At 67.6% G+C, this 24,773-nt stretch carries 25 protein-coding genes; 12 read left to right on the forward strand and 13 right to left on the reverse strand.

Features of this window, described 5'->3' with window-relative positions; genetic code table 11:
- Positions 1-56: 56 nt before the first annotated feature.
- The 4 genes from DMB37_RS01810 to DMB37_RS40345 form a co-directional block, all read right to left on the reverse strand.
- Positions 57-3,173, reverse strand: coding sequence for a lantibiotic dehydratase (locus DMB37_RS01810; protein ID WP_135231136.1), 3,117 nt, complete (start codon positions 3,171-3,173; stop codon positions 57-59).
- 15 nt (positions 3,174-3,188) lie between these two features.
- The gene (locus DMB37_RS01815; protein WP_135231137.1) at positions 3,189-4,493 is read right to left on the reverse strand and encodes a lanthionine synthetase C family protein; all 1,305 of its coding nucleotides are present in this window, start codon (positions 4,491-4,493) and stop codon (positions 3,189-3,191) included.
- 222 nt (positions 4,494-4,715) lie between these two features.
- Entirely contained in the window at positions 4,716-4,901 is a 186-nt protein-coding gene (locus DMB37_RS01820; protein WP_135231138.1) for a hypothetical protein, read from the reverse strand.
- A gap of 12 nt (positions 4,902-4,913) precedes the next feature.
- Positions 4,914-5,075 carry a hypothetical protein gene (locus tag DMB37_RS40345; protein WP_167768676.1) on the reverse strand — a complete coding sequence of 54 codons (162 nt, stop codon included), beginning with the start codon at positions 5,073-5,075 and terminating at the stop codon, positions 4,914-4,916.
- A gap of 209 nt (positions 5,076-5,284) precedes the next feature.
- Between DMB37_RS40345 and DMB37_RS40350 the strand changes: the two genes are divergently transcribed.
- Positions 5,285-5,449 (forward strand): hypothetical protein, encoded by a 165-nt coding sequence (locus DMB37_RS40350; protein ID WP_167768677.1) that lies wholly within the window; start codon positions 5,285-5,287, stop codon positions 5,447-5,449.
- Between the two features lie 68 nt (positions 5,450-5,517).
- Complete coding sequence (locus DMB37_RS01825; RefSeq protein WP_135231139.1) at positions 5,518-7,443, forward strand: ABC transporter ATP-binding protein; 1,926 nt, start codon at positions 5,518-5,520, stop codon at positions 7,441-7,443.
- Here the strand turns inward: DMB37_RS01825 and DMB37_RS01830 are convergent, their stop codons facing one another.
- Entirely contained in the window at positions 7,444-7,842 is a 399-nt protein-coding gene (locus DMB37_RS01830) for a helix-turn-helix transcriptional regulator (protein ID WP_135231140.1), read from the reverse strand.
- The gene (locus DMB37_RS01835) at positions 7,842-8,498 is read right to left on the reverse strand and encodes an SRPBCC family protein (RefSeq protein WP_135231141.1); all 657 of its coding nucleotides are present in this window, start codon (positions 8,496-8,498) and stop codon (positions 7,842-7,844) included. Before DMB37_RS01835 ends, DMB37_RS01830 begins: the two co-directional genes overlap by 1 nt.
- A gap of 197 nt (positions 8,499-8,695) precedes the next feature.
- On the opposite strand from DMB37_RS01835, the gene DMB37_RS01840 reads away from it, so the two are divergent.
- On the forward strand, positions 8,696-9,940 hold the full coding sequence (locus DMB37_RS01840; RefSeq protein WP_135231142.1) for a CdaR family transcriptional regulator: 1,245 nt from the start codon (positions 8,696-8,698) through the stop codon (positions 9,938-9,940).
- On the opposite strand, the gene DMB37_RS01845 is transcribed toward DMB37_RS01840, so the two are convergent.
- The 4 genes from DMB37_RS01845 to DMB37_RS01850 form a co-directional block, all read right to left on the reverse strand.
- Positions 9,921-11,588, reverse strand: coding sequence for a heme peroxidase family protein (locus DMB37_RS01845; RefSeq protein WP_135231143.1), 1,668 nt, complete (start codon positions 11,586-11,588; stop codon positions 9,921-9,923). The genes DMB37_RS01840 and DMB37_RS01845 overlap by 20 nt on opposite strands.
- A gap of 155 nt (positions 11,589-11,743) precedes the next feature.
- Positions 11,744-11,917 (reverse strand): hypothetical protein, encoded by a 174-nt coding sequence (locus tag DMB37_RS40355; protein ID WP_167768678.1) that lies wholly within the window; start codon positions 11,915-11,917, stop codon positions 11,744-11,746.
- 174 nt (positions 11,918-12,091) lie between these two features.
- Positions 12,092-12,247: a hypothetical protein gene (locus DMB37_RS40360; protein ID WP_167768679.1), complete on the reverse strand. Its 156-nt coding sequence runs from the start codon at positions 12,245-12,247 to the stop codon at positions 12,092-12,094.
- A gap of 51 nt (positions 12,248-12,298) precedes the next feature.
- Entirely contained in the window at positions 12,299-13,624 is a 1,326-nt protein-coding gene (locus DMB37_RS01850; RefSeq protein ID WP_135231144.1) for a dicarboxylate/amino acid:cation symporter, read from the reverse strand.
- A 419-nt stretch (positions 13,625-14,043) separates the two neighbouring features.
- Between DMB37_RS01850 and DMB37_RS01855 the strand changes: the two genes are divergently transcribed.
- The 3 genes from DMB37_RS01855 (at position 14,044) to DMB37_RS01865 (ending at position 17,539) form a co-directional block, all read left to right on the forward strand.
- Positions 14,044-14,967, forward strand: a complete 924-nt coding sequence (locus DMB37_RS01855; protein ID WP_240772201.1) for a DUF1206 domain-containing protein — start codon at positions 14,044-14,046, stop codon at positions 14,965-14,967.
- Positions 14,968-15,135: 168 nt separating this feature from the next.
- Positions 15,136-15,675, forward strand: coding sequence for a hypothetical protein (locus DMB37_RS01860; protein WP_135231145.1), 540 nt, complete (start codon positions 15,136-15,138; stop codon positions 15,673-15,675).
- Positions 15,676-16,000: 325 nt separating this feature from the next.
- On the forward strand, positions 16,001-17,539 hold the full coding sequence (locus DMB37_RS01865) for a M1 family metallopeptidase (RefSeq protein ID WP_135231146.1): 1,539 nt from the start codon (positions 16,001-16,003) through the stop codon (positions 17,537-17,539).
- A gap of 60 nt (positions 17,540-17,599) precedes the next feature.
- Here the strand turns inward: DMB37_RS01865 and DMB37_RS01870 are convergent, their stop codons facing one another.
- Positions 17,600-18,436 (reverse strand): S1/P1 nuclease, encoded by an 837-nt coding sequence (locus DMB37_RS01870; RefSeq protein ID WP_135231147.1) that lies wholly within the window; start codon positions 18,434-18,436, stop codon positions 17,600-17,602.
- A 193-nt stretch (positions 18,437-18,629) separates the two neighbouring features.
- The gene (locus DMB37_RS01875) at positions 18,630-18,971 is read right to left on the reverse strand and encodes a helix-turn-helix transcriptional regulator (RefSeq protein WP_135231148.1); all 342 of its coding nucleotides are present in this window, start codon (positions 18,969-18,971) and stop codon (positions 18,630-18,632) included.
- A gap of 63 nt (positions 18,972-19,034) precedes the next feature.
- Here DMB37_RS01875 and DMB37_RS01880 point away from each other — a divergent pair, with 63 nt between their 5' ends.
- Positions 19,035-19,376, forward strand: coding sequence for a putative quinol monooxygenase (locus DMB37_RS01880; RefSeq protein ID WP_135231149.1), 342 nt, complete (start codon positions 19,035-19,037; stop codon positions 19,374-19,376).
- 185 nt (positions 19,377-19,561) lie between these two features.
- A complete protein-coding gene (locus DMB37_RS01885) occupies positions 19,562-20,449 on the forward strand; it encodes a helix-turn-helix transcriptional regulator (RefSeq protein ID WP_135231150.1) in 888 nt (295 codons plus the stop codon).
- Positions 20,450-20,479: 30 nt separating this feature from the next.
- On the opposite strand, the gene DMB37_RS01890 is transcribed toward DMB37_RS01885, so the two are convergent.
- Positions 20,480-21,094, reverse strand: a complete 615-nt coding sequence (locus DMB37_RS01890) for a TetR/AcrR family transcriptional regulator (protein ID WP_135231151.1) — start codon at positions 21,092-21,094, stop codon at positions 20,480-20,482.
- Positions 21,095-21,172: 78 nt separating this feature from the next.
- Here DMB37_RS01890 and DMB37_RS01895 point away from each other — a divergent pair, with 78 nt between their 5' ends.
- The 4 genes from DMB37_RS01895 to DMB37_RS01910 all read left to right on the forward strand — a co-directional run bounded on the left by DMB37_RS01895 (position 21,173) and on the right by DMB37_RS01910 (position 24,761).
- Positions 21,173-22,186 carry a GlxA family transcriptional regulator gene (locus tag DMB37_RS01895; protein ID WP_135231152.1) on the forward strand — a complete coding sequence of 338 codons (1,014 nt, stop codon included), beginning with the start codon at positions 21,173-21,175 and terminating at the stop codon, positions 22,184-22,186.
- Between the two features lie 104 nt (positions 22,187-22,290).
- Positions 22,291-23,007: an alpha/beta fold hydrolase gene (locus tag DMB37_RS01900; protein WP_135231153.1), complete on the forward strand. Its 717-nt coding sequence runs from the start codon at positions 22,291-22,293 to the stop codon at positions 23,005-23,007.
- Positions 23,008-23,053: 46 nt separating this feature from the next.
- Positions 23,054-24,019: an alpha/beta hydrolase gene (locus tag DMB37_RS01905; protein WP_135231154.1), complete on the forward strand. Its 966-nt coding sequence runs from the start codon at positions 23,054-23,056 to the stop codon at positions 24,017-24,019.
- 28 nt (positions 24,020-24,047) lie between these two features.
- Positions 24,048-24,761, forward strand: a complete 714-nt coding sequence (locus DMB37_RS01910; RefSeq protein ID WP_135231155.1) for an alpha/beta fold hydrolase — start codon at positions 24,048-24,050, stop codon at positions 24,759-24,761.
- Positions 24,762-24,773 lie beyond the last annotated feature (12 nt).

Here is a 24,773-nt window from a genome sequence, read left to right on the forward strand (position 1 = left end):
CATCACGCTACCTCGGATCAGCGGTGAGTACCCCTGTAAGCCGCAGAGCCGCAACATTATTCGGCGGAACTACGCTGACCTGCCTTGTTGTGCACGGGCGCATGGCGCAGACTCTCGCTGGTTCGCCACAGGAGCCCGAGGACCTGCTGCTCGGGCGGGTGTCCGCAACCGAGCAACCGATTGCAGTGCATGTGAACGAAGCTGCGGGCGAGTTCGAGGCGCGAGCGGCTCAGTTCACCGCACTGTGCGAGTACGTCGAAGCGTGATGCGCACTCCCGTAGCAGGATTCGGCGCCGAGCGAGTACCTCGGTGATCGCGTCCCCTCCCAGCTGGGCCGACAGCCATTGCGGATCACCGAGTAGCGACCTGAGAACTGGCTGCCGGCTGCGGTACTCCGCAGAGGTGGCGCGGCGATCGAGAACACCGAGCCGGTAGAAATCCGCCTGCTCGGCCGCGTCCAGGCCGAGCGCGGCGACCAGATCGTGCACCGTGTAGATGCCGAGCAACGTGCGGTCCAGTTCGACCGTTCGCTGGTCGATCAGCTGCAGCAGGTCCAGCACGGCGACGCTGTCGGCGGCGAACACCTCTTCAGCGACCGCCATTCCGGTCGGACCGCCGTAGCGCTCCACCTCCTGGTCGTAGGTGTCGAGGCACAGCCGACGGCAGAAACCCTTGGCCACCAGACCATTTCCCCACCGCAGAAGTGCAGGCGCCAGCCGGTCGGCCAGCCGATCGGGGTCACCGTGCCAGCGGATGCGCAGGTGCGGGTCCGGATCGGCATAGCGCAGAAAGAACCAGCTGTCGGCCGACCCATCCGCCATCGTTTGAGCGCAGAACGTACGGAGCTGATCCGCGAGCAGGTCCTCCTCGAAGGTCGGCACATGGTAAAGCTTGGCGAACAGCCAGTTGCTGCCCGGCGGGCGCAGGCGTTCGGTGACCGCCGGCCGAATAGTGCTGGCCCGCAGTCCAACCGGCTCGGCAGCCGCTTCTACCCCATCGAGCACGACGGGCACAACGATCTCGCTGACGTAATGCCCGTCGGGGCCGGGCAGCCACGCCTGATCCGGCGCGGGCAACGCTTCGTCCAACGAGAGCCTGCCACCGGGCATTCGGCGGGCTTCGAGGCGGATCTGCTCGACCTGTTCGGGCGAGTCGAGATCGAGCAGCAGACGGTGGTCCGCCATTGCCAGAAAGACGTGGCGCGGCGGCTCCCACCGCTTCCGCCAGGCCGCGAAGGTGACAGCGAAAGCCGCCGGGTCGGTGGCCAGTTCGTCGGCGTTCACTCGCCATCGGGCCGGGGCCAGCACCACTCGGCCGACCTGAACCCTCGGCAGGAAAGGAAATCCGGCCGCCGTCCCCCAGTCGAAGGTCGTCGGCATGGCACGACCGTTGCGGTTGATCTCGTCCAGGAACCGCACCACCGCCGGAGCCAGCTGCGCGTTGAGCATGTGCCCCGCACAGGCGACGATCTCCTGCCCGGTGCGCGGCCACCGCACCACGAATCGGTTTCCGTGCAGGCCGACGACCAGTTCGGACAGCGGAACCACCCGATCGGCCTGCGCACCGGGCGTCGTATCGAAGGCCAGCTCCCATTCCCGCGCCAGCGGCCGGATCGCCACATTCGCCAACCGGCCCGGTCGCGGCAGATAGGTGATCTCGGCGGACAACCTGCCGGGTCGGCAGGCCGCCTCCGCGGCTGCTGCGGATCGCAGTGCGGCATCGGCTTCCCACCCGAGCAGGTCGGCGAAGCGCCCCAGCACGCGGCCTGCCGCGGCCGCTCCCATGTTGGGCCCCACCACCACCTGGAAGTCGCCCGCATCCACGGCCGCGGGCGACGCGGCGACGACGAACAACGAAATGTCCAGCGAAGTGGGCGCTTTCGCACTATCCATCGGCTGCAATGCGAGCTTGCCGATGGTCACCGCGTCGAGCTCGACCACCTGCCTACCGTCCCTGATCGCCTCGAGTGCCAGGTCGGTGAGCGTACGCTGACGCAGTTGCCGTCGGCTGTCGTCCGCCGTGGTGTTGTCGAACTGACCGGGCGGGCCGAGCCCGATCTCCGGGTCGAGCAGCTCCAGCAGGCCCACCTCGCGCTCGGACCCGTAGCGTTCGACGAACGAGTCGCGGTAGCGATCCAGATGCGCCAGGCCGGTCGGCCAGGACGTGAGCCGTAGCATCAATTCCGCGGCATGCGCGGCTTCGGCGGCGACGGCGCTGCTGAGCCCGCCGGACAGCGATAAGCCCAGGTCCGTCTGGAATGGACCTTTGGGTGTCGGCACCGCATGCACCGCCTGGGCCTGCGCCACCAGTTTCGGATATCCGGCCGCGGCTTGATCGTGGTCCAGCTCGTCCCAGGCCTCGAGCTGTTCGAGGAGGTCGCCGACGGCAGCGGCGTCGGCAGCGGCCGCGGGGATGTCGGCCAAGCGCCGCACCACATACCGGGCCGGGTCGGCGACGGTGAGCGGTGGCCGCAGGTCGGTCAGCAACAGGGTCTGCTCGCACAGCTGGTCGAGCAGCCGTGTCACCTGTTCGGTCGTCGCGCCGAGCGCATCGGTCAGCTCATCGACCAAGTCACTGTAGGGCAACGGGATTCGTGCACGCTCCAGCGCAAACCGCACCGGCGTGGTGGCCCGCAACGACACCGCCCGGCCGGGCTCGGCGGCGTCGCCGATCGGTGTGCGCTCACTGAGGAACACCCGATCGGCCTGAAAGAAGGCGGCCGGATTCGTGAAAACCCGCAGCCGCGCCCGGATTTCCGCGCGCTGCTCCATCGTGTGCACGAAGTCGAGCAGCCAACCCATGTCCGGCCTGGTGCGCACGGTCGCGGGCACGTCGGCGACAGCGAGGTCGGTCCGCTCGCCCCAGCGCGCCAGGCCAACGCCGGCGAACAGCCCGAACGGTGTCGGCCTGCTCGACATCCTGATCAGGTATCGCTGAAGTTTGCCCGCCAGTCGTTTGCGGGCACGAGCGTCGGCGACCGGCCGTTCCAAGGCGCGCATCAGGTCCCCGCCACCCACCGCCAGCGCCCGTTGCACGCGGGGATCCGCGGGAACGAGGCTGCCCGGCGCGGTGCCGGTCGGCCAGTCGGCTGTCGCGTCGAGCGCCAGATACTCCTCGATGGGCAACAGCGGCGCACGCACCACCAGCCACTCCAACGGGCGATACAGCGGCATCGCCGTCTCCTTTCCTCAGGCCAGCAGCAACGTGCGATCCCACGACGGCGGGACATCCGTCGCCGCGGCAAGCAGGGCGAGTGCCACCCCCGCCGCACCATCGAGCAGGCTGGGATCGTCGGTGGCCGGACCACTTTCGGCCAGCGCCCGGTATCCGAACCGGCGCTCCGGTTCGAACATCGCCAACAGCTGGGTGGTCAGCGCCGCGGCGGCGGTGCTGAATACGGCGTCGCCGGTGTCGTGCGCGAACCGCAGGGTGATCTGGAGCAAGCCGGCCACCCCGTGGCACAGGCCGGACGAGGCGTCGATGCGCCGATCAGCTGCCGGACGGCGGAACACGGCGGCCATGGTCGCCACCGCGATCTCGGTCAATGCGTCGTCCCCCAGCGCAAGCCCGGCCAGCCACAGTGCCCGCGCCACGCCGGGACTGCCGTAGCACCAGGCGTTGTGGGTCGGTCCGTACGCGGGCGGCGTGGATCCGGTCGCGTCCGGCAGTGCTACGCCGGTGGGCCAGTTCGGTCCCCACTCGTCGTCGCATCGGTGCGCGACCAGCCAGCGCGCGACCCGCGCGATCGCTTCCCGTTGTCCGGCCACCGAAACACCCGCGTCCTCGGCGAGCGCAAGCACCGCCAGCGGCCCTGGAATCCCATGTGCGAGACCGCAGTTGAGCACACCGGTCGGAAACGAACGCGACATCGGAGTGTTCGGAATCATCGCCTCGAACGGGGTGTGCCAGTTGGGCAGTCCGTTGTTCTCGCCGCAGAGCGCGACCAGCCCGGTCAGCACGGCACGCAGCGCAGCTTCGGCTCGCGGTTCCGCACTGCGGCACAACAGGTAAGCACCGGTTCCCGCCAAACCGGCGATGGCGTCGAATGCCGCGAACGGCAGTCCGGCCGGTCTGTGCGCCACGGTTTCGCCCAGCGCGGCCGCAGACCCGGCGATCGCCTCGTCCAGCTCAGCGAGCAGGCGTTGATATCGGGTCCCGTTGCGGGACAGAAAATCGGCCGCGAACGCCACCTCGCACAGTCCGCCGAACAAGCCGAGATATCCGTGCTCGGCTTGCTCGACGGTCCGTGCGGCAGCCGCCAGGCAAGCATGTGAGCTGGCTGGCCAATCTTGTTCCGGCAGAAACCGATCCAGCTGGCCGAACAACACGGCACGCCCGGCGTTGTTCGGCCGCTGCGCCGATTCCGCGTCGCGCAGCCGTTCCCCGACTGTCACGGCAACGGCGATCGCCGACATGGCCAGGTCGGCGGGCAGCACGCTGCCCCATGGCCGCCGGCATCGGTCGACGCTCGTCGACGCATGGTCCGTCTTCACTGACGATGGTGTCCTTTCTGAAAGTCGGTGCAACGGCACATCAGCAATATCGGCTGCCGGTGCATACGCGATGCGTGCAACAGCCGGTGGCCGCGGTAGGGCAGCCCACCTCGGTGCACGGCTCGAGCTGGGTCACCCCCATGCCCACCTCGAACTGCACAGGTGGTTCGCCGACCCGAATATCCAGATCGAATTCATCTACCGGAGCGGACATCTCGTCGCCTAGACCGTGCAGTACCTGGTGCACCGCGGCGGATGCTCGGTGTTGCAGGCCGACCCGCAGGTCGCGCAGTGCGAGTCGTTGCACGTTTCGAAATCCGAGGTCCTCGCCGCCATGGCGGGATCGAGCAGCCTGCTCGCCGCGCCGATCCGGATGTCGAGGTCGAAATCATCAACAGGTGCGGACATTTCATCCTTCTTTCAGCAAGTCCGTTCGGTGGTCTTGCACATCGGGTAACTACTACAGTCGTCAGTGGGGCAGACGGACTCGTTGGTCCGCAGCACCATCGGGTCGGTCAGGACCTCCGCCCGCACCGCGCCGAGACGAATATCGAGATCGAATTCGTCTACCGGAGTGGTCATCTCATCCTTTCCCCATCGGCTCGTTCGTCGCCGCGTGGATTACACGACTCCCACCGTGCGGCACGGCCAGGCCCGGGAACTAGAGGAGGTTGCCGCGACCGACCGGGACGTTTTCCCGCATCGTCGGGAACGCGGTCTCTGTCGTCCGGGCACGCCACGCCCCCAGCCTGGAGCGGTGGCACGAGACTGTGCCGGACAGCGGAGGAACCATGAAACTCGACGACTTCGACCTGGACATCAGACTGGGCACACCGCCTCGCGCAGAACGCCTTTCGGCACCGATCGACCCGCCGACGACCGGCCCGGGCTGGTACTCGCGCGAATACATCTGCGGCAGCCGCTATCTCGGCCAGGCGGCGTTCCGCCACAAATAATCCCGTGCATTTCCGCGGTATCGGCGCAAGCCTGTAGACGTACGCCGGCAGGCACAGGAGGGGACCCGATGGCCGCAGAAACCACCGCACCACCCCTCGTCGGCATCGACGAGATGACCACACCGACCTGGATGACGGTGGACAAGCAGGTCGCCGAGGCCGGGATCTGGCGGACATTACGGGCGCTACCCGCAGGCGCACGAGTGGTGACCGGCTTGGCCTGGCAGGCCTCCTGGCGTCTGACTCTGCTCACCGCACTCCTGGCCATAGCAGGCGGATTCGCGACCGCAGTCGGCTTGCTCGCCACCGCCGACGTGCTGACCATGCTGCTCGCGCAGGGACCTACCGCGCAGCGCGTGGTGGCGGCATTGCCCGCGGTCGGCTCGGTGGTGGCCGCACTCGCGGCGCGCGCCCTGCTCGAAAGCGGCTCCGCCACAGCCGAAGCGCTGCTGAAGCCCCGGGTCGAACAGCGAGCGCGGGACGAGGCGCACACCGCGATCGCGCGGGTCGAGCTGATCGCCTTCGAGGACAGCGAATACGCCGACCTGATCCGCCAGGGCTTGCAACGCGGCATGGGCAGCATCGCCCACTGCGTCGACGCGATCACCGGCGTGGCCGGTTCGCTCATCCACGTCTGCGCCGCGGTGGGCACGGCGGCGGTGCTGCATCCGTTGCTCGCGCCGCTGGTGCTGTTCGCCGTCATCCCGGAGATGTGGGCATCGGCGCGGGCCGCGAAGCTGTCCTACCAGTCCTATATCCGCATCATGACCAGACATCTGCGGACGGCCATCGCCAGCGACCTGTTGTCGGACCGGGACACCGCGGCCGAGCTGCGCGCGTGTACGGCGGGCCCGGCGCTGCTCGCCGAGTACCGGCGGATCAGTCAGCAGATCACCGAGGAGACCAGCCGGGTCGAGTTGGCCAGGGCACGGGTGCGTTTGGTGGGGCGCACGATCGCCGGGATCGGCACCGGCATCGCCTTCGGCGCGCTCGGCCTGCTGCTCTACCTCGGCGAGCTACCTCTGGCCATGGCGGGCACCGCGGTCGTGGCGATGCGGATGGCGTCGGCCGCGTTGTCGCAGACCATGATCGGGGTCAACAGCCTTTACGAGAACACCCTCTACCTCGAGTTCTACGGCAACCTGCTCGACCAGACCGAGCGGCGCACCCGCCCACCGGCGGAGCTCCACGCCCCTGCCGACCCGCACGAGATCAGTTTGCGCTCGGCGTCTTTCACCTATCCCGGGCAGCAGGAGCCCGCGCTGCACGAGGTCGACCTGACCATCCGCCGCGGCCAGATCATCGCGCTGGTCGGCGAGAACGGCTCCGGCAAGAGCACCATGGCCAAACTGATCACCGGCCTGTACCTGCCGACACAAGGCCAGATCTGCTGGGACGGAATCGACCTGGCCACCGTCGACGAGCAGTCGATCTACCGGCAGGTCTCGATGGTCATGCAGGATCCGGCCCGCTGGCCGATGACCGCGCGGGACAACATCCGCATCGGCCGCATCGAACGCACCGACCCGGACGGCCTCGTACTCGCCTCGGCGGCACGGGAATCCGGCGCGGACGTCGTCATCGACGAGCTGCCCTACGGCGAGCACACGGTTCTGTCCCGGCAATTCAGCAAGGGCCGCGATCTCTCCGGCGGCCAGTGGCAGCGGATCAGCGTGGCCCGCGGGCTCTACCGGGACGCACCCATCCTGGTGGCCGACGAGCCGACCGCCGCCATGGACGCCCGCGCCGAGCACGCGGTCTTCCAGTCCCTGCAACATCTCAGCCGCGGCAACGGCCGCAGCGCGGCCAACCGCACCACCATCCTCATCACCCACCGGCTGGCCAACATTCGGCACGCCGACCGCATCATCGTGCTGGACCACGGCCGGATTGTGGAGGAAGGCACGCACACCGAACTCATGGCGAAGGACGGGACCTACGCTCAGCTGTTCGGCCTGCAAGCCGCCGCCTACCAGCTCGAGTCGAGCGCCTGATCAGGCCTGGCGAGCGTCCCGCTCGGTGACGTCCCGGCCGGGTTCGGCCGCCCGACGGGCACGCCGACCGCGGGCGACCTCGGTGGCGAGGGCGTCGAGCGGCTGCGCGAACTGTGCCAGATGATCCGTCAATGCCGACAGCCACAACTGGGCCACCTCGACACCGGCGGCGTCCAAGGCATAGACCCGGCGGGTACCTTCCGCGCGGACGCGCACCAGCCCGGCGTCGCGCAGCACCTTGAGATGCTGTGAGACGCCGGGCTGCGAGATCCGGGTAAACCCTTGCACGGCAGCGACAACCGTGCCCGCCGGCTGTTCGCCGGTGGCTACGAGCTCGAGGATGAAGCGGCGCACGGGGTCGCCGAGTGCCTCGAAGATTTTTTCGGGAGCAGAGGTCATCAGGACTGCGCGTTGTCCTCGGGCTCGACGGTGTAGAAGGTGATCGTCCGCTCGGCGGCCTCGCGCGCGGCGGCGGGGTCGTCGCCTGCCTCGATGGCCGCGTTCGCCCAGTCCGAGCCTGCCGCCCGCACGAACGTGATCCCTTCGGGAGTCGTCGGAAAGGCCAGGCCCTCGGCCGGGTCCACCGCCGCCCCGCTAGACAGATGCAGACCCAGCGCCATCAACGCCAGATCCCAGCCGACGCCGACCGCACCCGGACCGTACTGCCCCCAGAACTCGGGATCGACCGGCGCCTCGTGCGCCAATTCCAGCACCGTGCCTTCGTCGCCGGGCGCGAGATCGACCGTCACCCACGACACCTGCGGGCCCATCTCCCAGGTCAGGGCGAGCCGACGCGGCGCCTCGCACTCCTCGATCACTCCCCCCGCATTGCCCTCCAGCTGGTAATGGCCACCGACTTTCAGGTCACCACTGATCGGCAGGAACCAGCGCGGCAGCCGTTCAGCGTTGGTCAACGCGTCCCACAGGTCGTTCTGATCGGTGGCGTAGGTGCGGCGCGCCACAGCGATCTTGGTCGGCGCGCCGTCCCGAGATCCATTGCGGACCTCGCGAACCATGAGCCCGGCGATGCCGGCGGGATCGGTGAGCAGGGGCATAGCGTCCTCCTTCTATAAGTTTTGACTTATATTAGCGGCACCGCCGAGCTGCCGCCACCCCGCCCCGCTGTGACCGATCACAGCGACCGCGACGCCACGCCCGCGTCTTCTCACAAGTTCGCCGGTAACCTTCTCCGACCACCACCGCGTAGTTAGTGTGAACCAGCTACATAGCTATTGCTGACAAAGGAGTTGTCATGGCTATCGACAGTCCGCTACGGCCGAATCTGACGATCTCCGGGCAACCCATGTCCACCCCCTTACGCGACGTCAGAGCCCTGTCCCGGCAGATGGTCGGCCACTTCGTCGAGAACGTCGTGCCCTGCGGGACGCTGCCCGGCGAGGCGATCTACGGCGACATCACCACCATCACCCGCGTGTGTCTGGAGCTCGCCGCCAGCATGCTGGACGGGCAGAACATCCCGGAAAAGGTGGAGAGGCTCGAGGAGGCCGCCGCCGGTTGGGCGCGCGAGGGTGTTCCGATCGACGCGATCCACGACGCCATCCACGCCGGCTTCAAGATGGGCGTAGACCTGGTCGTCTCGAAGCTGACGGCCAGGGACTTCGACACCTTCGTCGACAGCTCCAAAACGAACATCGAGATCCTGCACACGCTCACCTCGGCCATCTCCCGCGCCTACTTCCGGGAACTACGCGCCGTCGTCAGCGAGCACCACACGGCGGTGCACACGCTGACCTCCGCGCTGCTCGGCGGGCGGCCGACGTCGACCATGGCGCGCGAGTGCGGCGTCGCCATCGCCGAGTCGTATGTGGTGCTGGCCGTGTCGATTCCACGCCACCGCGACGAGCACAACCCGGCCCTGGACACCCAGGTCGTCGCCCGCCGCAAGCTGCGCCGCACCCAGGCCGAGCTGGCCGCCCGCTGCGGCGGCAACGCACTGTCACTGCTCAGTATCGATGGCGGAACCATCCTGTTGCCCGCCGGCCAGCACAGCGACGAGGAGCTCGACGAGCTCGTCGCGGGCCTGTCCCGAGCGGCGCAGGTCGGCATCACCGCCGCCCTGGTCGAATCCGTGCCCGACCAGATTCCTGGCGCCGTCGATCAAGCCCACGAACTGCTCGACATGGTGCACCGGTTGCACTGCGTCACCGGCCTGTACCGATTCGATGAGCTCGCACTCGAATACCAGCTCACCCGACCGGGTCCCGGCCGCGAATACCTCGGCGCGGTGCTCACCCCCTTGGACGAGCACACGGAGTTGCTGGAGACGCTGCAGCTGCACATCGCCAACAACCTCAATCGCCAACGCACCGCCCGCGCCCTGCACGTGCACACCAACACCGTCGACTACCGGCTCAAGCGCATCGGTCAGCTGACCGGCTTCGATCCGTCGCAGCCCTCCGGCCTGTGGTACCTGCGCTCGGCGCTGATCGCGCGCTCGTACCACCCCACCGACGCCGCTAGTCGCCAAGTGGGTTGAGCAGGTCCGCCTTTCCCTCGAAGGCGAACAGCAGCAGGTCGGTCATCCGGAAGGTATTCGAGTCCGGCCCGTACTTGGGGCGCCAGGCCGGATCGCGCACGATCGAGGTGCGGCTGCCCTCGATCGCACGGTGGAACACCTCCGCGACGATCCGGCCGCCGACCGGCCCGAGCAGGCCGTTGCCGAACTCCGCCTCGCGCAACAGGTAGAACCACAGCGGTGTAGCGGCGAGGACAGCAGCGCGCTGGTCGTAGGTGAGCGCATCGAGTGTGGCGCCCTGATTGCCGTGCAGGATCTGCTCGGCGCTGAGCGGTTCGACACCGAAGAACTCGGCCATCTGCTGCCCGCTGGCGAGGCGAACCATGTGCGCGCGGGTGAGATTGCGAAAGGCCAAGTTGCGGTGGATATTCGGGACCGTGCTGCCGCGGCCGCCGAACGTGCCCGCGGGCAGGTTGACCAGCGGGTCCACCAGCAGCGTGTCCACCCGCTTCGTCACGTTGCCGCCGCCGCTCTCGGCGGGCGCCGCGAGGTCGGGGCGGTTCGCCTCGGTGAAGTCGAAAAGCCTGCGGAAATCCGCGATCCAGTTGGTCGGCAGGGTGTCCACGGTGCCCGAATTGGGATTGTCGAGATCGGGAATCTGCGAACCGGCCTGGAAATTACCGCTGACGCCGCTGAACGTGAACAACTGCAGCAGGCTGGCGATCTCGCCGGGACCCGTGCTGTTGAAGACCCGATTCCACTGGTAAGTGTCGCGAATCATGCTGTGGCCGATGCGGTATGCCGCAACGGAGAACTCGATCGGCATGGTCGGGCGCAGGCCGCGTCCCGCATACCCGTCGCCCGGCGCCTCGAAGAACCGCCTGCCCTGCCGGAACACGTCGGCGACGATCGCCGAGTCCACGATCCGCGGCAGGAAGTCGTGCACCAGCATCCACTGGTAGTGCCGGACGACCAGCTCACGGGCCGCGCTGAACAACCGTCGCCTGGCCAGACCCTTGAGGGCCAGTTCCTCGACCACCCGGTTGTGAAAGCGGATGAACGCCAGGTGCGTCTGCGCGACCGCGAGGTTCTCGTCGTTGCGGTTGTCCGGGATCAGCGGGCGGCGCCGGTCCGCGGCCGTCCCGCCCGCGCCGCCGAACCGCGGCAGGTCGAAGCCCGTCAGCTCCACTTTCACCCGGTCGTCCGGAAAGTCCGCCGGGGAGGTCGTGCCGACCTTCAGTGTCACGCCGTCCTCGGTGTAGCAGACGCGATCGTTCGGGTCCGCGGGCCCTCGGCCGTACACGGAGTCCAAATCCAGTGCGGGAGAACGCCCTTGCATCAGCTCGTCGACGGTGACGTCCTCGCCGAGCTGGGCCGAGGTCCGGTCCATGGTGAGGTCGTGGTCGACGAACTGGCCGAGGTAGGTGAACCCGGCCGGGATCGGCGGCTCGGCCGAATCCGGTTGGGGCACTCGGGCGGTGATCGCGGCGGCCAACGCCGCCCTGGTGGGCTCGTCGGTCGGCGCACCGACCGGTCCGAGCCGGGAGAAGCGGAATCGGCGCAGTTCCTCGATGGTCAACGGCTGCCGGGTGACCGGGCGTCCCTGCCAGTCGAATTCGAGCACTCCCTCGCCGACCACGAAGAAGCTGTCAATACCGTGCTGTTTCATGCGAACCCTCCGAATGGTTCGAAAAGTGATTTCGGACGAATGTCCGCATGACAGCCGCCCCCCGTTTTATCTGTAGTGCTGAACTGCGCGCTCCCCCGAGCGTCGGCCGGTCGTCGCGACCGATCGAGTGCGCATGCCTCCGAGCTGGTAACCGATCAGCTAGGGCAGCCGACCGCCGCCGAAGAACCGGTGGTCAGCGCCGCGACGAGCCCGGCGAGCAGGCCTGCCGCGCACTCCGCCGACCAGGTCGTCGGATTACCGCCGACCTGTGTCGCGGCCGGACCGGCGTCGGCCGAGGCCGGCATCGCGCCACCGAACAACGATGCCACGACAACCGCTCCCACCCCGATTCGATAAACCGCCCTACGCATGAATTGATCACCCCCGGAGACCGAACTAGATCGAATACCGGAACAAAGTTCCGGACTGCCCCAATATTATCCGAGCACCCATTCCGCGCTCAGCCGTCAATTGTTGGGGCAGTCCGGTGATAAGCGCACCGATCAGTCCGGTGGTTCCTGCGTGTCGTCGGGCGTGGCCAGGTCCGGAGCGACCTCCCGGGTCGCCATCCCACCCTCGCCACCCTGGTCGCTCGGCCCCGGACGGCCACCCTTCGGCTCGTCGCGCTCGTCGTCGTCGGTATCTTTCGCACGTGTCATGAGAAACCCCTTTCGTCGTCGCTGCGAACTACCCGCCGCGACTTCGTTCAATCAGGCCGCCGCGGGCACGGGCTCCGGTTTCGTCTCGGGCGCGGTCAACGACACCGACGGCTGATCGAAGACCTCTTGATCGAGGATGCCCTCCCGCTTCGCCACCAGCACCGGCACCACCATCTGCCCGGCCACATTCGTCGCGGTCCGGATCATGTCCAGAATCGGGTCGATCGCGAGCAGCAAGCCCGCACCGGCCAGCGGCAGACCGAGCGTGGACAGGGTGAGGGTGAGCATCACGATGGCACCGGTGAGACCGGCGGTCGCCGCGGAACCGACCACGGAGACGAACGCGATCAGCAGATAGTCGCGCAGGTCGAGCTGCGTCCCGGTGATCTGCGCGACGAAGATGGCCGCCAGCGCCGGGTACACCGCCGCGCAGCCGTCCATCTTCGTGGTCGCGCCGAACGGCACCGCGAACGACGCGTATTCGTTGGGCACACCGAGCCGTTCGGTGACCATCCGCTGGGTCAGCGGCATCGTGCCGATCGACGAACGCGACACGAACGCCAGTTCCAGTGCGGGCCAAGCCTTGGCGTAGAAACGCACCGGGCTGACGCCGCCGACGGTGCGCAGCAGGATCGGGTACACCACGACGAGCACGATGAGGCAGCCCGCGTACACCGCGACGGTGAACGTGGCCAGCGGCCGCAGCAGGTCCCAGCCGTAGCTGGCGATCGCCTTACCGATCAGTCCCGCGGTACCGATCGGCGCGAGCCGGATCACCCACCACAGCGCCTTCTGCACCAGCTCCAGCACCGACTCGGCCAGTGTCAGAAAGGGTTTGGCGGCGTCGCCGAGTTTCAGCGCGGCGAAGCCGAGCACCGCGCCCAGGAACACCAGTTGCAGCACATTGCCGTTGGTGAAGGCCCCGACGACGTTCGTCGGGATGATGCCGGTGAGGAAGTCGGTCCAGCCACCCTTCGAGGTGGGCTCCTTCGCACCGACCAGCGAAAGGTCGACGCCACGACCGGGATTGGTGACGAGGCCGAGCACGATGCCGACCGCGACGGCGATCAGCGCGGTCCCCAGGAACCACAGCAGGGTGCGACCGGCGAGCCGGGCGGCATTGGTGACGTGCCGCAAGCCGGCCACGCTCACCAGCACCGCGGTGAACACCAGCGGCGGCACCGCGAGCTTGAGCAGCTGCACGAAGATGCTGCCGACCTGGGTCAGCGTGCTGGTGAGCCAGGCGGAGCCGGTCGCGCGGGCGATGAAGCCCGCGGCGATACCGACCAGCAGGCCGAGCAGGATCTGGACGCCGAACGACCAGCGCACCGGATTCAGGGTACGGCTGCGCGAACTAGGTGAAGACAAGGGAACCATCCAAGACAAATCAGGGGATCTGGTGAGGTGTGCGCACGCGTCAGCGACACAGCTGCGCGGCCAACCGGCCCAGATCCACATGCAACCTGGCGACCAGGTGCACGACTGTCGCGAAAAAGTTCATAACGCCCTAAACGGTAAGCGATTCGTCGGACCAATTTTCCCCCTGGGACGGTCGGGGGCCTTATGTCCTGCGTCACAATCGGTTCGGACCAGGCCCGCGCGGTGACGCGCTGCCATCCCCAGTCGGGTCGGCGCGCCGCCGGTTGCTCCCCGGACTCCATTGCGCACCAACCCCGTTCGACCAGGCACGCCGACTTCGCACGGGCCGCAGGGGATCTCGGCGCCCGAAGAAATCTCGTGCGCCGTGTCAATCGTGCCGAAGTGGGCATTACGGGCGGTGAAGAAATGAGGTAACCATGAGCTTCTTCCGAAGTGCGAACAGGTACCGGCGCCGCGATCGAGTCGGCACGGTGCGCAGCGGCCGGCGGTCCAGGTGGGGCCGATCGAACTGGGGTCGGCGTTCCGGCAACGGGCGGCGCAGCCGGTCCACGAGTTCGGGCGGGTTGGAAACGGCGGCCCGCTTCGGTTTCATCGCGCGCGGCATCGCCTACATCACCATCGGCCTCATCGGCTTCATGCTGGCGATCGGCACGGCCGAGCACGAGCCGGACGGCGGTGGGGCACTCGCCGCCATCGCGACCAAACCGTTCGGGTATCTGCTGCTGTGGGTTCTGGTGTTCGGCTTCGCCGCTCTCGTCGTCTGGCGGATCACCCAGGTCGCCGGTGCGCGGCGGACGTACTCCGGCGGCCACCGGTTCTATGCCGTGGTCTCCGGAATCGTCTACGCCTTGGCGTTTTTGGGCACCTTCCGCTACGTGGTGCACGGCCGCACGCCCAAGCCCAGCGACGCCATCGCCCGCGATCTCACCGCCCGCATCCTGAGCTGGGACGGCGGCACGGTGGTCGTGCTGCTGATCGGCCTCGCCATCATCGCGTTCGGCATCTGGCAGACGGCCCGCGGCCTGACCCTCGAGTTCGTGGACGACCTGCGCATGGGCTGGATGACGCGCGGTTCGCGCGAGGCGGCGGTCTGGCTCGGCCGCATCGGCTACCTCGCGCGGGGCGCGATCGTCGTCAGTATCGGCCTCGCCGCGGTGGTGGCCGCGCTGAACTACGACCCGGCCGAAGCCAAGGGTATCGACGCGGTGCTGCGTGATTTCGTCGGAAAACCCTTCGGTCCATGGCTTCTCATCCTGATCTCGCTGGGCCTGATCGCGTTCGGTGTGCTGTCTTTCCTGGAGGCCAAGTACCGCAGGACCTACGGCGGTGTACCGGTCTGATCTCCCCAGTTGCGCGTCGGTGCACGTCAGGCATTGGGGCGCAGTCGGTTTCGGGTGCTGCGGCGGCGGGGATCGTATCGTGAATCTGCCCGCGGTGGAGCGCATTCCGCCGGGGCGGCTGGATCGTCCCTGAAACACCGTGCCAACAGCACACAGTAGGAGTACGAAATGGTACGACGACGCATCCGAACCATGTCCATGCTGGCCGCGGCAGCGCCGCTCGCAGCGGCGCTCGCCGTGCTGCCCGCGGCACCCGCGCAGGCCGCCGACGGCGACCTGAGTTGTTCCGCGACTTTGAATCTCACCCTCGAGCCGCCGTTGCGGGCCGGCGGCAGCGCGAAAGTGTCGATCAGCGGAGACCTCACCAACTGCGTTTCCCGCAACGGAAAGTACACCGCGCTCCGGTCCGGCAAGCTGACCGCCGCCGGCGATGCTACGGCCACCGCAGGCGGCTTCAATCCGTGCGGATTGCTGGTCACCGCCAAGGGCAGTGGCACGATCGCCTGGATATCGGGGGGCGACAGCTCCCTCGCCTGGCGGATCAGCCCGGACCCGATCACCGGTATCGCGTTCAGCGCCAACGTCACCGCCGGTCAGCTGAACGGTGATGCGATCACGGTGGCGGCGCGTAGTGCGCAACCGAACCAGGGGTGCCGCACCAACGGCCTGTCGACCCTCGCCGTCACCGCTCAGGTGAGCTTCGCCTGACCGCCGAATGACCGGCGCGGCCACAGTTTCCGCGCCGGTCACCAGGCGGCGTCACCCGTCATCGACACTTGACGCTGCGCCATGCCTCGACTCCGATGACCAATGGAAAGAGGTATCGCTCGCGGCAACTAGTCATAATGCGCAGAATCCTTTGCGCCTTTACCGATTACAAGCACTTCTCATCGAATTCCCCAGTTGATAGACAGGTGGAGATGGCCACTCCGATGTGATTCGCTGTGTAGCGAAATGCCCCGGCCGAGGACGCGGAGGGATATCGGCGTTTGCTCGAAACAATCCTCGTGCCCGACACATTGGAGTTCGCTTTATGAGACGTTATCCCTTGGTGCATACTGCCGCGGCCCGAGCGGTTCCGCTGCTGGTGGTCGCAGCGCTCGCGGCCAGCATGGGAACCGCATCCGCGGCAACAGTGCCCGGCATCGGCGATCCCGTTTTCCCTAATATCGGCAGTGCCGCATACGATGTCTCCAATTACAGTATCGACCTGAAGTTCGAGCCGTCCTCGGGTCGTTTGTCCGGGACCACAACGATCACCGCTAAAGCCAAGCAGGATTTGAAAGCCGGCACCGCTATCGGTTTCGACTTCCTCTTGCAGACCCAGTCGGTGCTCGTCGAGAACAAGCCCGCCAAATACAATCTCGGCAAGGACAAGCTCGCTGTGACCGTGCCGGTGAACCTGCCGACCGGCACCGAGTTCACCACCGTCGTCGCGTACAACGACATCCCGTCGCGCGTGCAGAATCAGGCGGGCGCCCGCAACTGGGTCGAGAACGCCAACGGCGCACTGATCTCCAACGAGCCGTTCTCGGCCGAGTGGTGGTACCCGAGCAACGACCACCCCACCGACAAGGCGACCTACGCGGTGTCGGTGCTCGCACCGGCCGACATGGACGTGTTCTCCAACGGCGTGGAAACCAGTGTCACCCAGAACATTCCGGGCTGGAAGCGGCACAACTGGCTCAGCAAGCACCCGCAGATGACCTACGCCACTTTCCTAGCGGTCGGCAAGTACGAGCGCGGCGGCCAGAACAGCGGCACCCCGGCCAGGCCGAACCTCACCGCGTACTCGACCGACCTCAACCCGACGATCCGGGCCAACGCCAAGGCCAGCATCGAGCGGACACCGGAGATCACCGACTGGCTCGCCAGCGCGCTCACCCCGTACCCGTTCGAGTCCACCGGCGGCCTGGTGGACGCGAAGATGGGTGGCTTCGCCCTGGAAACCCAGACGATGCCGACCTACACCGACGGATTCTTCCGGCGCGGCAAGAATGATTCGGTTGTCGTGCACGAGATGGCCCATCAGTGGTTCGGCGACTCGATCTCCGTCGCCACCTGGAAGGACGGCTGGCTGAACGAGGGCTGGGCCAGCTACATGGAGTACCTGTGGTCGGAGAAGAACGGCACCGGCACCGCGGCGGAGATCGCCGACTACGCCTACGCCACCTCGACCAGGATCGATTGGAATGTCGTACTGACCGATCCCGGGCCCGCCAATGTGCTGCCCGCCGAGTTGTACAGCCGCGGCGCATTGGCCATCCAGGCGCTGCGTAGCGCGATCAACAACGACGAGGTCTTCTTCCGGTTGATCCGCGAGTGGCTGACCAAGTACCAGTACAGCAATGCCAAGGTCTCGGACTTCATCGACCTGGCGAACGCCGTCACCGGCCGCAGCACGAACGCGTTGTTCAAGACCTGGCTGACCGATAAGGGCAAGCCCGCGTACAAGCCGACCGACGCGACCTTCGATTCGAATTCCAAGCGCGCGCCCCGTTCGGCCACGCCGCCCCCGGCCAAGCCGAAGGTCTACGACGACCTCTTCGCAGTCGTGACCGAAAAGCAGTAAACGACAGCAACATACGAGCCGGGTCCGTGGAAACACGGGCCCGGCTCAGTCGTGCCTCGGCTAGCCCGCCGAGCCGGTTCCCGGCGCCGGGTCGAGCACCGCGTTGACCAGACGTCCCAGCAACTCCCCCGCGCGGCGCAGGCGAGTCTCGGCTATCGGCAGGAACTGACGGGTGTACTCGTCACCGATGGTGGACGAGGCCGGATAGACACCCGGGGTTTCCAGCACCCGGCAGCTGTCCTCCGCCCAGCGGATCGGGTCGGTATCCGGTTGTGTCGGCGGCAGATCGGGGGCGGGCAGGGCGAGTAGCCGCTGCAATTCCTCGGCGTCGCTCGCGTGCCGGGTGTCGAGCATCCGGCTGTCCCACACCGAGTGCAGATTGGTGCTGCGGCCGAGATACTGCACCTTGATCTCGTTTCCGCCGCGGTCGCGCGCGTATCCCGCGTGCATCGGCTGGTGGATATCGCCGACGAAATGGACGATGAACTTCAAGGCCTGGCCACGATCGGCGACCGGACGACTCCGGTCGGCAAGCGTGGCGGTCTGCCTGCGCAACGCCTCGATGACGTTCTGGCCGTTGTTGCCGTTCACCGCCGGGTCGTAGACGCAGCCGTTCTCGCCGATGTTGACGTAGTGCCACGGAGCGGAAATCTTGCCCAGCTCGGGATCATTGGCGCGCACCTCGTCGGCCCAGTTGGCCACCCCCGCGAGCGTGGGATCGGGCTCGCCCGCGAGCAGGCGGCCGACCTCGTCCCGCGCCGCCGCGGTCAACCGCAGGTCGGCGATCGCCCCGGTGGTGTTGTGGCCCTGCACGCCCCAGGCAGTGGCGGCGGGTGGAACCGATAGCAAGATCGCGGCCAGCGCACACGCGCTCGCCACCGCTGCTCTACCGAACATCACACGAATCCTTCCGAGTAGCCTCGGGCAGTTCACCCTGCCCGGCGCGCACCCGCGCCGCTGCGCACCATGAACCGAGTCATGTTGACTCTCTTGCCGATTCGAGTGTCCGCGATGGGACGTATCCGCCGCACCAACTCCGGGCCAACACTTCGCGGCCAGCCGCTGTCCCTTACCGCAGAACCGGACAGCCCTAGCCGGTGTCGGTGGCCCGATCAGCTGCCACCACTTCGGCACGCAGCAGCTCCATCAACCCGGGGAAGCGCTGCTCCAGTTCGGCCCGGCGCAGCTGAGCCATATTGCTGTTGCCCCGGTTGACCTGCCTGATCAGCCCCGCCTGGCGCAGCGTCCGGAAATGGTGGGTGAGTGTGGCTTTGGACACCGGCAGCTCGAACGAGCTGCAATGGCGTTCGGTCCCGTCCGGCTCGGCGAGCAGGGCCAGGACGACCGCGCGGCGGTGCCGGTCGGCGAGGGCGGCGAAGATCGCGCCGAGGTCCATCTCCGCCGGGCTGGGCTGGTCGTCGTGGTCGGGCACTGCTCACCTTTCGCGTCAGGTACGAATTGCATCGTACCTCGCGACGCTCTATCGTCCGTAGGTATGACTGAGATCGTACCTACCCCGGATGTTCCGTTCGCGCTCGTCGGGTTCGCCCGCCCCAAACCCGAGCGCGCGGCAGAGTTGCGAGAGTTGCTGCTGTCGTTCGTCGCGCCGACCCGCGAGGAACCGGGCGCGCTCGAATATCACTTCCACGAGGACGCCGACGATCCGGGCAGCTTCATCTTCTACGAGGTGTGGCGATCCAAGGCGGACCTCGATCGCCACCTCGAGCTGCCACACATGAAGGAGTTCTGGGAGCACCGCATGGACTACCTCGAGCAAGACCTCGACATCAGGTGGCTGTCGATGCGCAGCGCGTATCCCCGGCCGATCGGCGCCTGAACCGCGCGGCTTCGCCCTCGCCGCTGGGCGATTCGCGGCCGACCCGCAACACCATCTGCATAGTCAGCTGCAAGTGCGGTTGAAATGACGTTCCAGCGCGATACCATCAGGGGTGGCGCGGTGAAGTTCGTCACGGGAACGTACGCGGATTTCGCCGATGGCATTCGAGAATCGGAGTAGAGGTCATGGTCGCGGAACCGGTCCGGATCAAGGGTATCGACTCGCGGGTTGCGGAGCGCGGCCCAACGGCGCTACGCATCGCGGTCGGTGGACAGCTGCGCAAGTTACGCGAGGGATGTGGCATCACTCGCGAGGCGGCGGGCGAGCACATCCGTGGCTCGCACGCCAAGATCAGCCGACTCGAACTGGGCCGGACCGGATACAAGGACCGCGACATCCTCGATCTGCTGACGCTCTACGGCGTGACCGAGGAAGACCAGCGCGAGATGTTCCTGGATCTGGCCCGCAAGGCCAACGAGCCCGGCTGGTGGCACCGCTACAACGACCTGCTGCCGTCCTGGTTCGAGACCTATCTCGGACTGGAGGGCGCCGCGCAGACGATCAGAACGTTCGAGGGCCAGCTGGTTCCGGGCTTGTTGCAGACCGAGGACTACACCCACGCCGTCATCGCGGTCGGCCACCAGAACGCCGAGGCCTCCCGGCGCGTGGAGCTGCGCAGGAAGCGCCAGGAGATTCTCAGCACCGAGCATGGGCCCGCGCTGTGGGCGGTGCTGGACGAGGCCGTGCTGCACCGGCCGATCGGCGGCAAAGCAGTGCTGCGCAAGCAGATCGAACACCTGGTGGCGATGTCGGAGAGCCGCCGGGTGACCATCCAGGTGCTGCCCTACCACGCGGGCGGTCACCCGGCGGCGGGCAGTTCGTTCACCATGCTCCGCTTCGCCGAAGCCGAGCTGCCCGACATCGTCTACCTCGAACAGCTGACCAGCGCGCTCTACCTGGATCGCAGGGAGGATCTGCACCTCTACCGCGAGGTGATGGATCAGCTCGCCGTCCAAGCCGAAACACCGCAGCGGTCGCGGGAACTGCTGATGGCCGCAGCCGCCGAGCTGTAGCCAACCCGAGTCCGCGCCGAACGCGGTGGGTCAGCCGGCCACCCGATCGGCCCACGCCGAGGGCAGTCCGGCACTGGTGACATCGGCGATCTCACCGAGACGTGCGCGTGGAGTCCCCAAGCGGCTCAACTGAATCAGCCCCTGCGCCACGACGATGATGTTCGCACTGTGCGCCGACAGCACGGCGTCGTCGACCTTGCCGTCGCCGAGACGCACTGCGGGAGAGAGCCGTTCGGCGACGCCCTGCTCCATCGCCGCGGTGGTCTTCGCCCCGATGGTGGCGACCTCGGGGATCCGGCCGCTCAGCTGGGCGATGCTGTTGATCATCAGGCACCCGCGCCGGTTCGGTTGCGCGGCACAGTCGTCGATGATCGCCTGGAACAGCGCGCGTACCGCGGCCCGCGCCGAGCCGGGCGCCGATCCGACGACCTCGCGCACGAACCGGGCGCGCCGCTCGCAGTAGCGTTCGAACGCGGCGAGGAACAAGCCCTGCTTGTTGCCGTAGGCGGCGTAGACGCTGCCGTTGCCGACGCCGGTCGCGCGGGAGATGTCCTCGACGGACGTCTCATCGAAACCTTGCGACCAGAACAGCTCGGTAGCGGCGTCGAGCAGGCCCGATTCGTCGAACTGTCGTGGCCGTCCCATGGCCTCACCGTACCAACCGTTGTGCGATGTCGCCCACACCGCTTGTTCTGGAGGCGTGGCTCCATAATAATGGTTGACATGGCCCCCAAATTCGCTGCGCCGCCCCGTCGACGGGTCGGCATTCTGGTCTTCGACGGCGTCAAGATGCTCGACTTCGTCGGTCCGGCAGAGGTCTTCGTGGAGGCCAACCAGACCGCGCCCGGTTACGAGGTGGTCCTGCTCTCCACCGACGGCCGGGACGTGCAGACCTCGATCGGCGCCCGCATCGAGGTCAGCGCCGCCGCGGCCGACGCGGGGCGCTTCGACACCGTGGTGATCCCTGGCAGCGAACTGCCGCCCGCGAAGTTCGTCACCCCCGAGCTGATCGCCGCCGCCCGGCACCTGTCCTGGAACACGCGCCGGCTGGCCTCGATTTGCAGCGGCGCGTTCGTCGTCGCCGAACTGGGCCTCTACGACGGCAGGCGCGCGACCACGCACTGGAAGTTCGCCGCGGATCTGGCGCGCAAGTACCCCGCGATCGCGGTCGACCCCGATGCCATCTTCGTGCGCGACGGGAATCTCTACAGTTCCGCGGGCGTCGCCGCCGGCGTCGACCTCGCGCTGGCGCTGGTCGAGGAGGATTACGGCGCCGACGTCGCCCGGCGAGTGGCGCAGTTGCTCGTGGTGTACATGCAGCGCGCGGGCGGTCAATCGCAGTTCTCGGCCTCGCTGACCGGACCCGTGCCGCGTAGTCCGCTGGTGCGCAAGGTGGTCGATTTGGTCTGCGCGGACCCGGCGTTTCCGCACACCGTGCAGACCCTGGCCGCGCATGCCATGGTCAGTGTCCGGCACCTGACGCGGCTGTTCCGCGCCGAGCTCGAACGCTCCCCTGCCGAATACGTCGCCTTCATCCGCTTCGGGGTTGCCAGGGACCTGCTGCACGCCGGGCACAGCGTCACCGAGGCCGCGATGAGCGCCGGATATGGCAGCAGCGAGGCCTTGCGGCGCGCGTTCGTGGCCAGGCTCGGCATCTCACCGCGCAAGTACCAGCAGCGTTTTCGCTCCACCGGCGCGACCGCCGCGTTCGAGCCGATGACGGCCGCCGTGTCCTGATCGGGGGCTTTTGCGGCCGGTGTGGAGGGGCGCCGGACAGGTTGCTCAGCGGAAACTGAGTGCGGCACAACGCCATCGATCCGAGTGATCGAGAAAGGAACTCCATGTCTTCCGCGACAACCATTGTTCTCGTGCACGGCGCTTTCGCCGATGCCGCCAGCTGGGCACCGGTCACCGAGCGGCTGCTCGCCGAGGGTCACCGGGTGCTGGCGCCGCCGGTATTCAACCGCAGCCTGTCCGAGGACGCGGCCTACATCAAGTCGTTCGTCGAGCAGATCGAGGGACCGGTGCTGCTGGCGGGCCATTCCTACGGCGGCGCGGTGATCACGGTCGCCGGGGTCGCCGACAATGTCGTCGGTCTGGTGTTCGTTTCGGGCTATGTCCTCGAAGTCGGCGAGAGCCTCGGTCAATTGCAGGGCGGCTTCCCGGACTCCGACCTGGCCGCCAACCTCGTCTACGCGCCGTACCCGGTCCGCGACGGCGAGCCGGGCACCGATGTGTCGGTCGATATCGCCGCCTTCCCCGAGGTATTCGCGGCGGGCCTCGACAAGGCGCGGGCGCAGGTGCTCGCGGTCTCCCAGCGGCCACTCTCGGCGATCGCGTTCAGCGAGCCTGCGACCGCGGCGGCCTGGAAGACCAAGCCGGGCTGGGGCATCGTGTCCAGCGCCGACCACACCATCAACCCCGAGGTCGAGCGGTTCGGTTACCAGCGCGCGGAGCTGCGCTCGGTGGTCGAGATCGACGCACCGCACCTGGTCATGCAGACCCATCCCGCCGAGGTCGCCGCCGTCATCACCGGCGCGCTCGCCGAGTTGGCCTGATTTCTCGAAACCACCTGTACCCCAACCTCTATCGAAAGGAACGACGATGACCGGTAACCCACACGGAATCTCCCTGGAGCCCGCCGCGCAAGAGTTCGTCGACGCGACCTCCCAGCCCCCGTTCCTCTACCAGTTGCCGCCGGAAGAGGGCCGCAAGGCGGTGGACTCGGTGCAGGACGCGCCGATCTACAAGCCGGAGATCGATGAAGAGTGGATCACCGTCGACGGCGGGCCGACCGGTTCCGTGCGGGCCAGGATCGTCCGGCCGCGCGGCGTCACCGAAACCCTGCCCGTCATCGTCTACACCCACGGCGCCGGTTGGGTTTTCGGTGACGCGCACACCCACGACCGGCTGGTCCGCGACCTCGCCGTCGGCGCGCACGCGGCGGTCGTCTTCCCCGAGTACGACCGCTCACCGGACGTCCGCTACCCGGTGGCCAACGAGCAGTCCTACCGCGTCGCCCAGTGGGTCAGCACCCAGGGCGCCGACAAGGCCCTGGACCCGACTCGCATTGCCGTCGCCGGTGATTCGGTCGGCGGCAACATGGCCATCGCCCTCACGCTGATGGCCAAGGAGCGCGGTGACGTCTCCTTCGTGCAGCAGGTGCTGTTCTACCCGGTGACCGACGCCAACTTCGACACGGGTTCCTACGAGCGCTTCGCGGAAGGCTACTTCCTGACTCGCGAAGGCATGCAGTGGTTCTGGGACCAGTACACCACCAGCGCCGAGGACCGCGCCCAGATCACCGCGTCGCCGCTGCGCGCGAGCACCGAGCAGCTGTCGGGCCTGCCGCCCGCGCTGGTCATCACGGCCGAGAACGACGTGCTGCGCGACGAGGGCGAGGCCTTCGCGGGCAAGCTGCGCACCGCGGGCGTGCCCGTCGTTCAGGCGCGCTACGGGGGCATCATCCACGACTTCGTCATGGTGAATTCGATGCACGACACCAACGCCGCCAAAGCGGCCGTCGCCCAGGCGGTTTCCGTGCTGCGGGCCGCCCTGCACCCCGCGTGACCAATTCCTTCGGACCTAAGGAAGATTCGTGAGTACCTCCTCGCCCACCATCGTGCTGGTGCACGGTGCGTTCGCCGACTCGTCCAGCTGGAACGGCGTCATCGAAACGCTGCGCGCACAGGGCCATTCCGTCGTGGCCGCGGCCAACCCGCTGCGCGGCCTGGACACCGACGCCGCCTACATCAGCTCGGTCCTCGATGGCATCGACGGCCCCTGCGTCCTGGTCGGTCACTCCTACGGCGGCAGCGTCATCACCGTCGCCGCCGCGGGCAAGGTGAACGTGACAGCCCTCGTCTATATCGCCGCCTTCATCCCCGCCGAGGGCGAAAGCGCGCTGGAGTTGACCGATAAGTTCCCCGGCTCCACCCTCGGGCCGACCACCCGCCCAGCGAACTACCCACTCGCGGACGGTAATTCGGGCACCGAGCTGTATATCCGTCAGGACGAATTCCCGGCCCAGTTCGCCGCCGACGTGCCCGCGAACACCGCCGAGCTGATGGCGGCGACCCAGCGGCCCGTCGCACTCGCCGCACTCCAGGAGCCGGCGACCGCGGCGGCTTGGCGAAACATCCCCGCGTTCGCCCTGCTCACCACCGCGGACAAGAACATCCCGGTGCAGGCCCAGCGGTTCATGGCCGAGCGGGCGTCCGCGCACACCGTCGAGATCTCGGCTTCGCATGCGGTCAGCGTCTCCGCGCCGGGCGCGGTCAGCGATTTGATCGCGGTGGCGGCCAAGCAGTAGACACCGGAGATC

It is taken from the genome of Nocardia sp. CS682, assembly GCF_004634405.1.
Taxonomy (GTDB): Bacteria; Actinomycetota; Actinomycetes; order Mycobacteriales; family Mycobacteriaceae; genus Nocardia; species Nocardia ninae.

Bases quoted from the DNA above. Each gene is read 5' to 3' on its own strand.
- DMB37_RS01810 (WP_135231136.1), bottom strand. From the start codon at position 3,173: ATGCCGCTGTATCGCCCGTTGGAGTGGCTGGTGGTGCGTGCGCCGCTG.
- DMB37_RS01820 (WP_135231138.1), bottom strand. From the start codon at position 4,901: ATGTCCGCACCTGTTGATGATTTCGACCTCGACATCCGGATCGGCGCG.
- DMB37_RS40345 (WP_167768676.1), bottom strand. From the start codon at position 5,075: ATGACCACTCCGGTAGACGAATTCGATCTCGATATTCGTCTCGGCGCG.
- DMB37_RS40350 (WP_167768677.1), top strand. From the start codon at position 5,285: ATGAAACTCGACGACTTCGACCTGGACATCAGACTGGGCACACCGCCT.
- DMB37_RS01825 (WP_135231139.1), top strand. From the start codon at position 5,518: ATGGCCGCAGAAACCACCGCACCACCCCTCGTCGGCATCGACGAGATG.
- DMB37_RS01830 (WP_135231140.1), bottom strand. From the start codon at position 7,842: ATGACCTCTGCTCCCGAAAAAATCTTCGAGGCACTCGGCGACCCCGTG.
- DMB37_RS01835 (WP_135231141.1), bottom strand. From the start codon at position 8,498: ATGCCCCTGCTCACCGATCCCGCCGGCATCGCCGGGCTCATGGTTCGC.
- DMB37_RS01840 (WP_135231142.1), top strand. From the start codon at position 8,696: ATGGCTATCGACAGTCCGCTACGGCCGAATCTGACGATCTCCGGGCAA.
- DMB37_RS01845 (WP_135231143.1), bottom strand. From the start codon at position 11,588: ATGAAACAGCACGGTATTGACAGCTTCTTCGTGGTCGGCGAGGGAGTG.
- DMB37_RS40360 (WP_167768679.1), bottom strand. From the start codon at position 12,247: ATGACACGTGCGAAAGATACCGACGACGACGAGCGCGACGAGCCGAAG.
- DMB37_RS01850 (WP_135231144.1), bottom strand. From the start codon at position 13,624: ATGGTTCCCTTGTCTTCACCTAGTTCGCGCAGCCGTACCCTGAATCCG.
- DMB37_RS01855 (WP_240772201.1), top strand. From the start codon at position 14,044: ATGAGCTTCTTCCGAAGTGCGAACAGGTACCGGCGCCGCGATCGAGTC.
- DMB37_RS01860 (WP_135231145.1), top strand. From the start codon at position 15,136: ATGGTACGACGACGCATCCGAACCATGTCCATGCTGGCCGCGGCAGCG.
- DMB37_RS01865 (WP_135231146.1), top strand. From the start codon at position 16,001: ATGAGACGTTATCCCTTGGTGCATACTGCCGCGGCCCGAGCGGTTCCG.
- DMB37_RS01870 (WP_135231147.1), bottom strand. From the start codon at position 18,436: ATGTTCGGTAGAGCAGCGGTGGCGAGCGCGTGTGCGCTGGCCGCGATC.
- DMB37_RS01880 (WP_135231149.1), top strand. From the start codon at position 19,035: ATGACTGAGATCGTACCTACCCCGGATGTTCCGTTCGCGCTCGTCGGG.
- DMB37_RS01885 (WP_135231150.1), top strand. From the start codon at position 19,562: ATGGTCGCGGAACCGGTCCGGATCAAGGGTATCGACTCGCGGGTTGCG.
- DMB37_RS01890 (WP_135231151.1), bottom strand. From the start codon at position 21,094: ATGGGACGGCCACGACAGTTCGACGAATCGGGCCTGCTCGACGCCGCT.
- DMB37_RS01895 (WP_135231152.1), top strand. From the start codon at position 21,173: ATGGCCCCCAAATTCGCTGCGCCGCCCCGTCGACGGGTCGGCATTCTG.
- DMB37_RS01900 (WP_135231153.1), top strand. From the start codon at position 22,291: ATGTCTTCCGCGACAACCATTGTTCTCGTGCACGGCGCTTTCGCCGAT.
- DMB37_RS01905 (WP_135231154.1), top strand. From the start codon at position 23,054: ATGACCGGTAACCCACACGGAATCTCCCTGGAGCCCGCCGCGCAAGAG.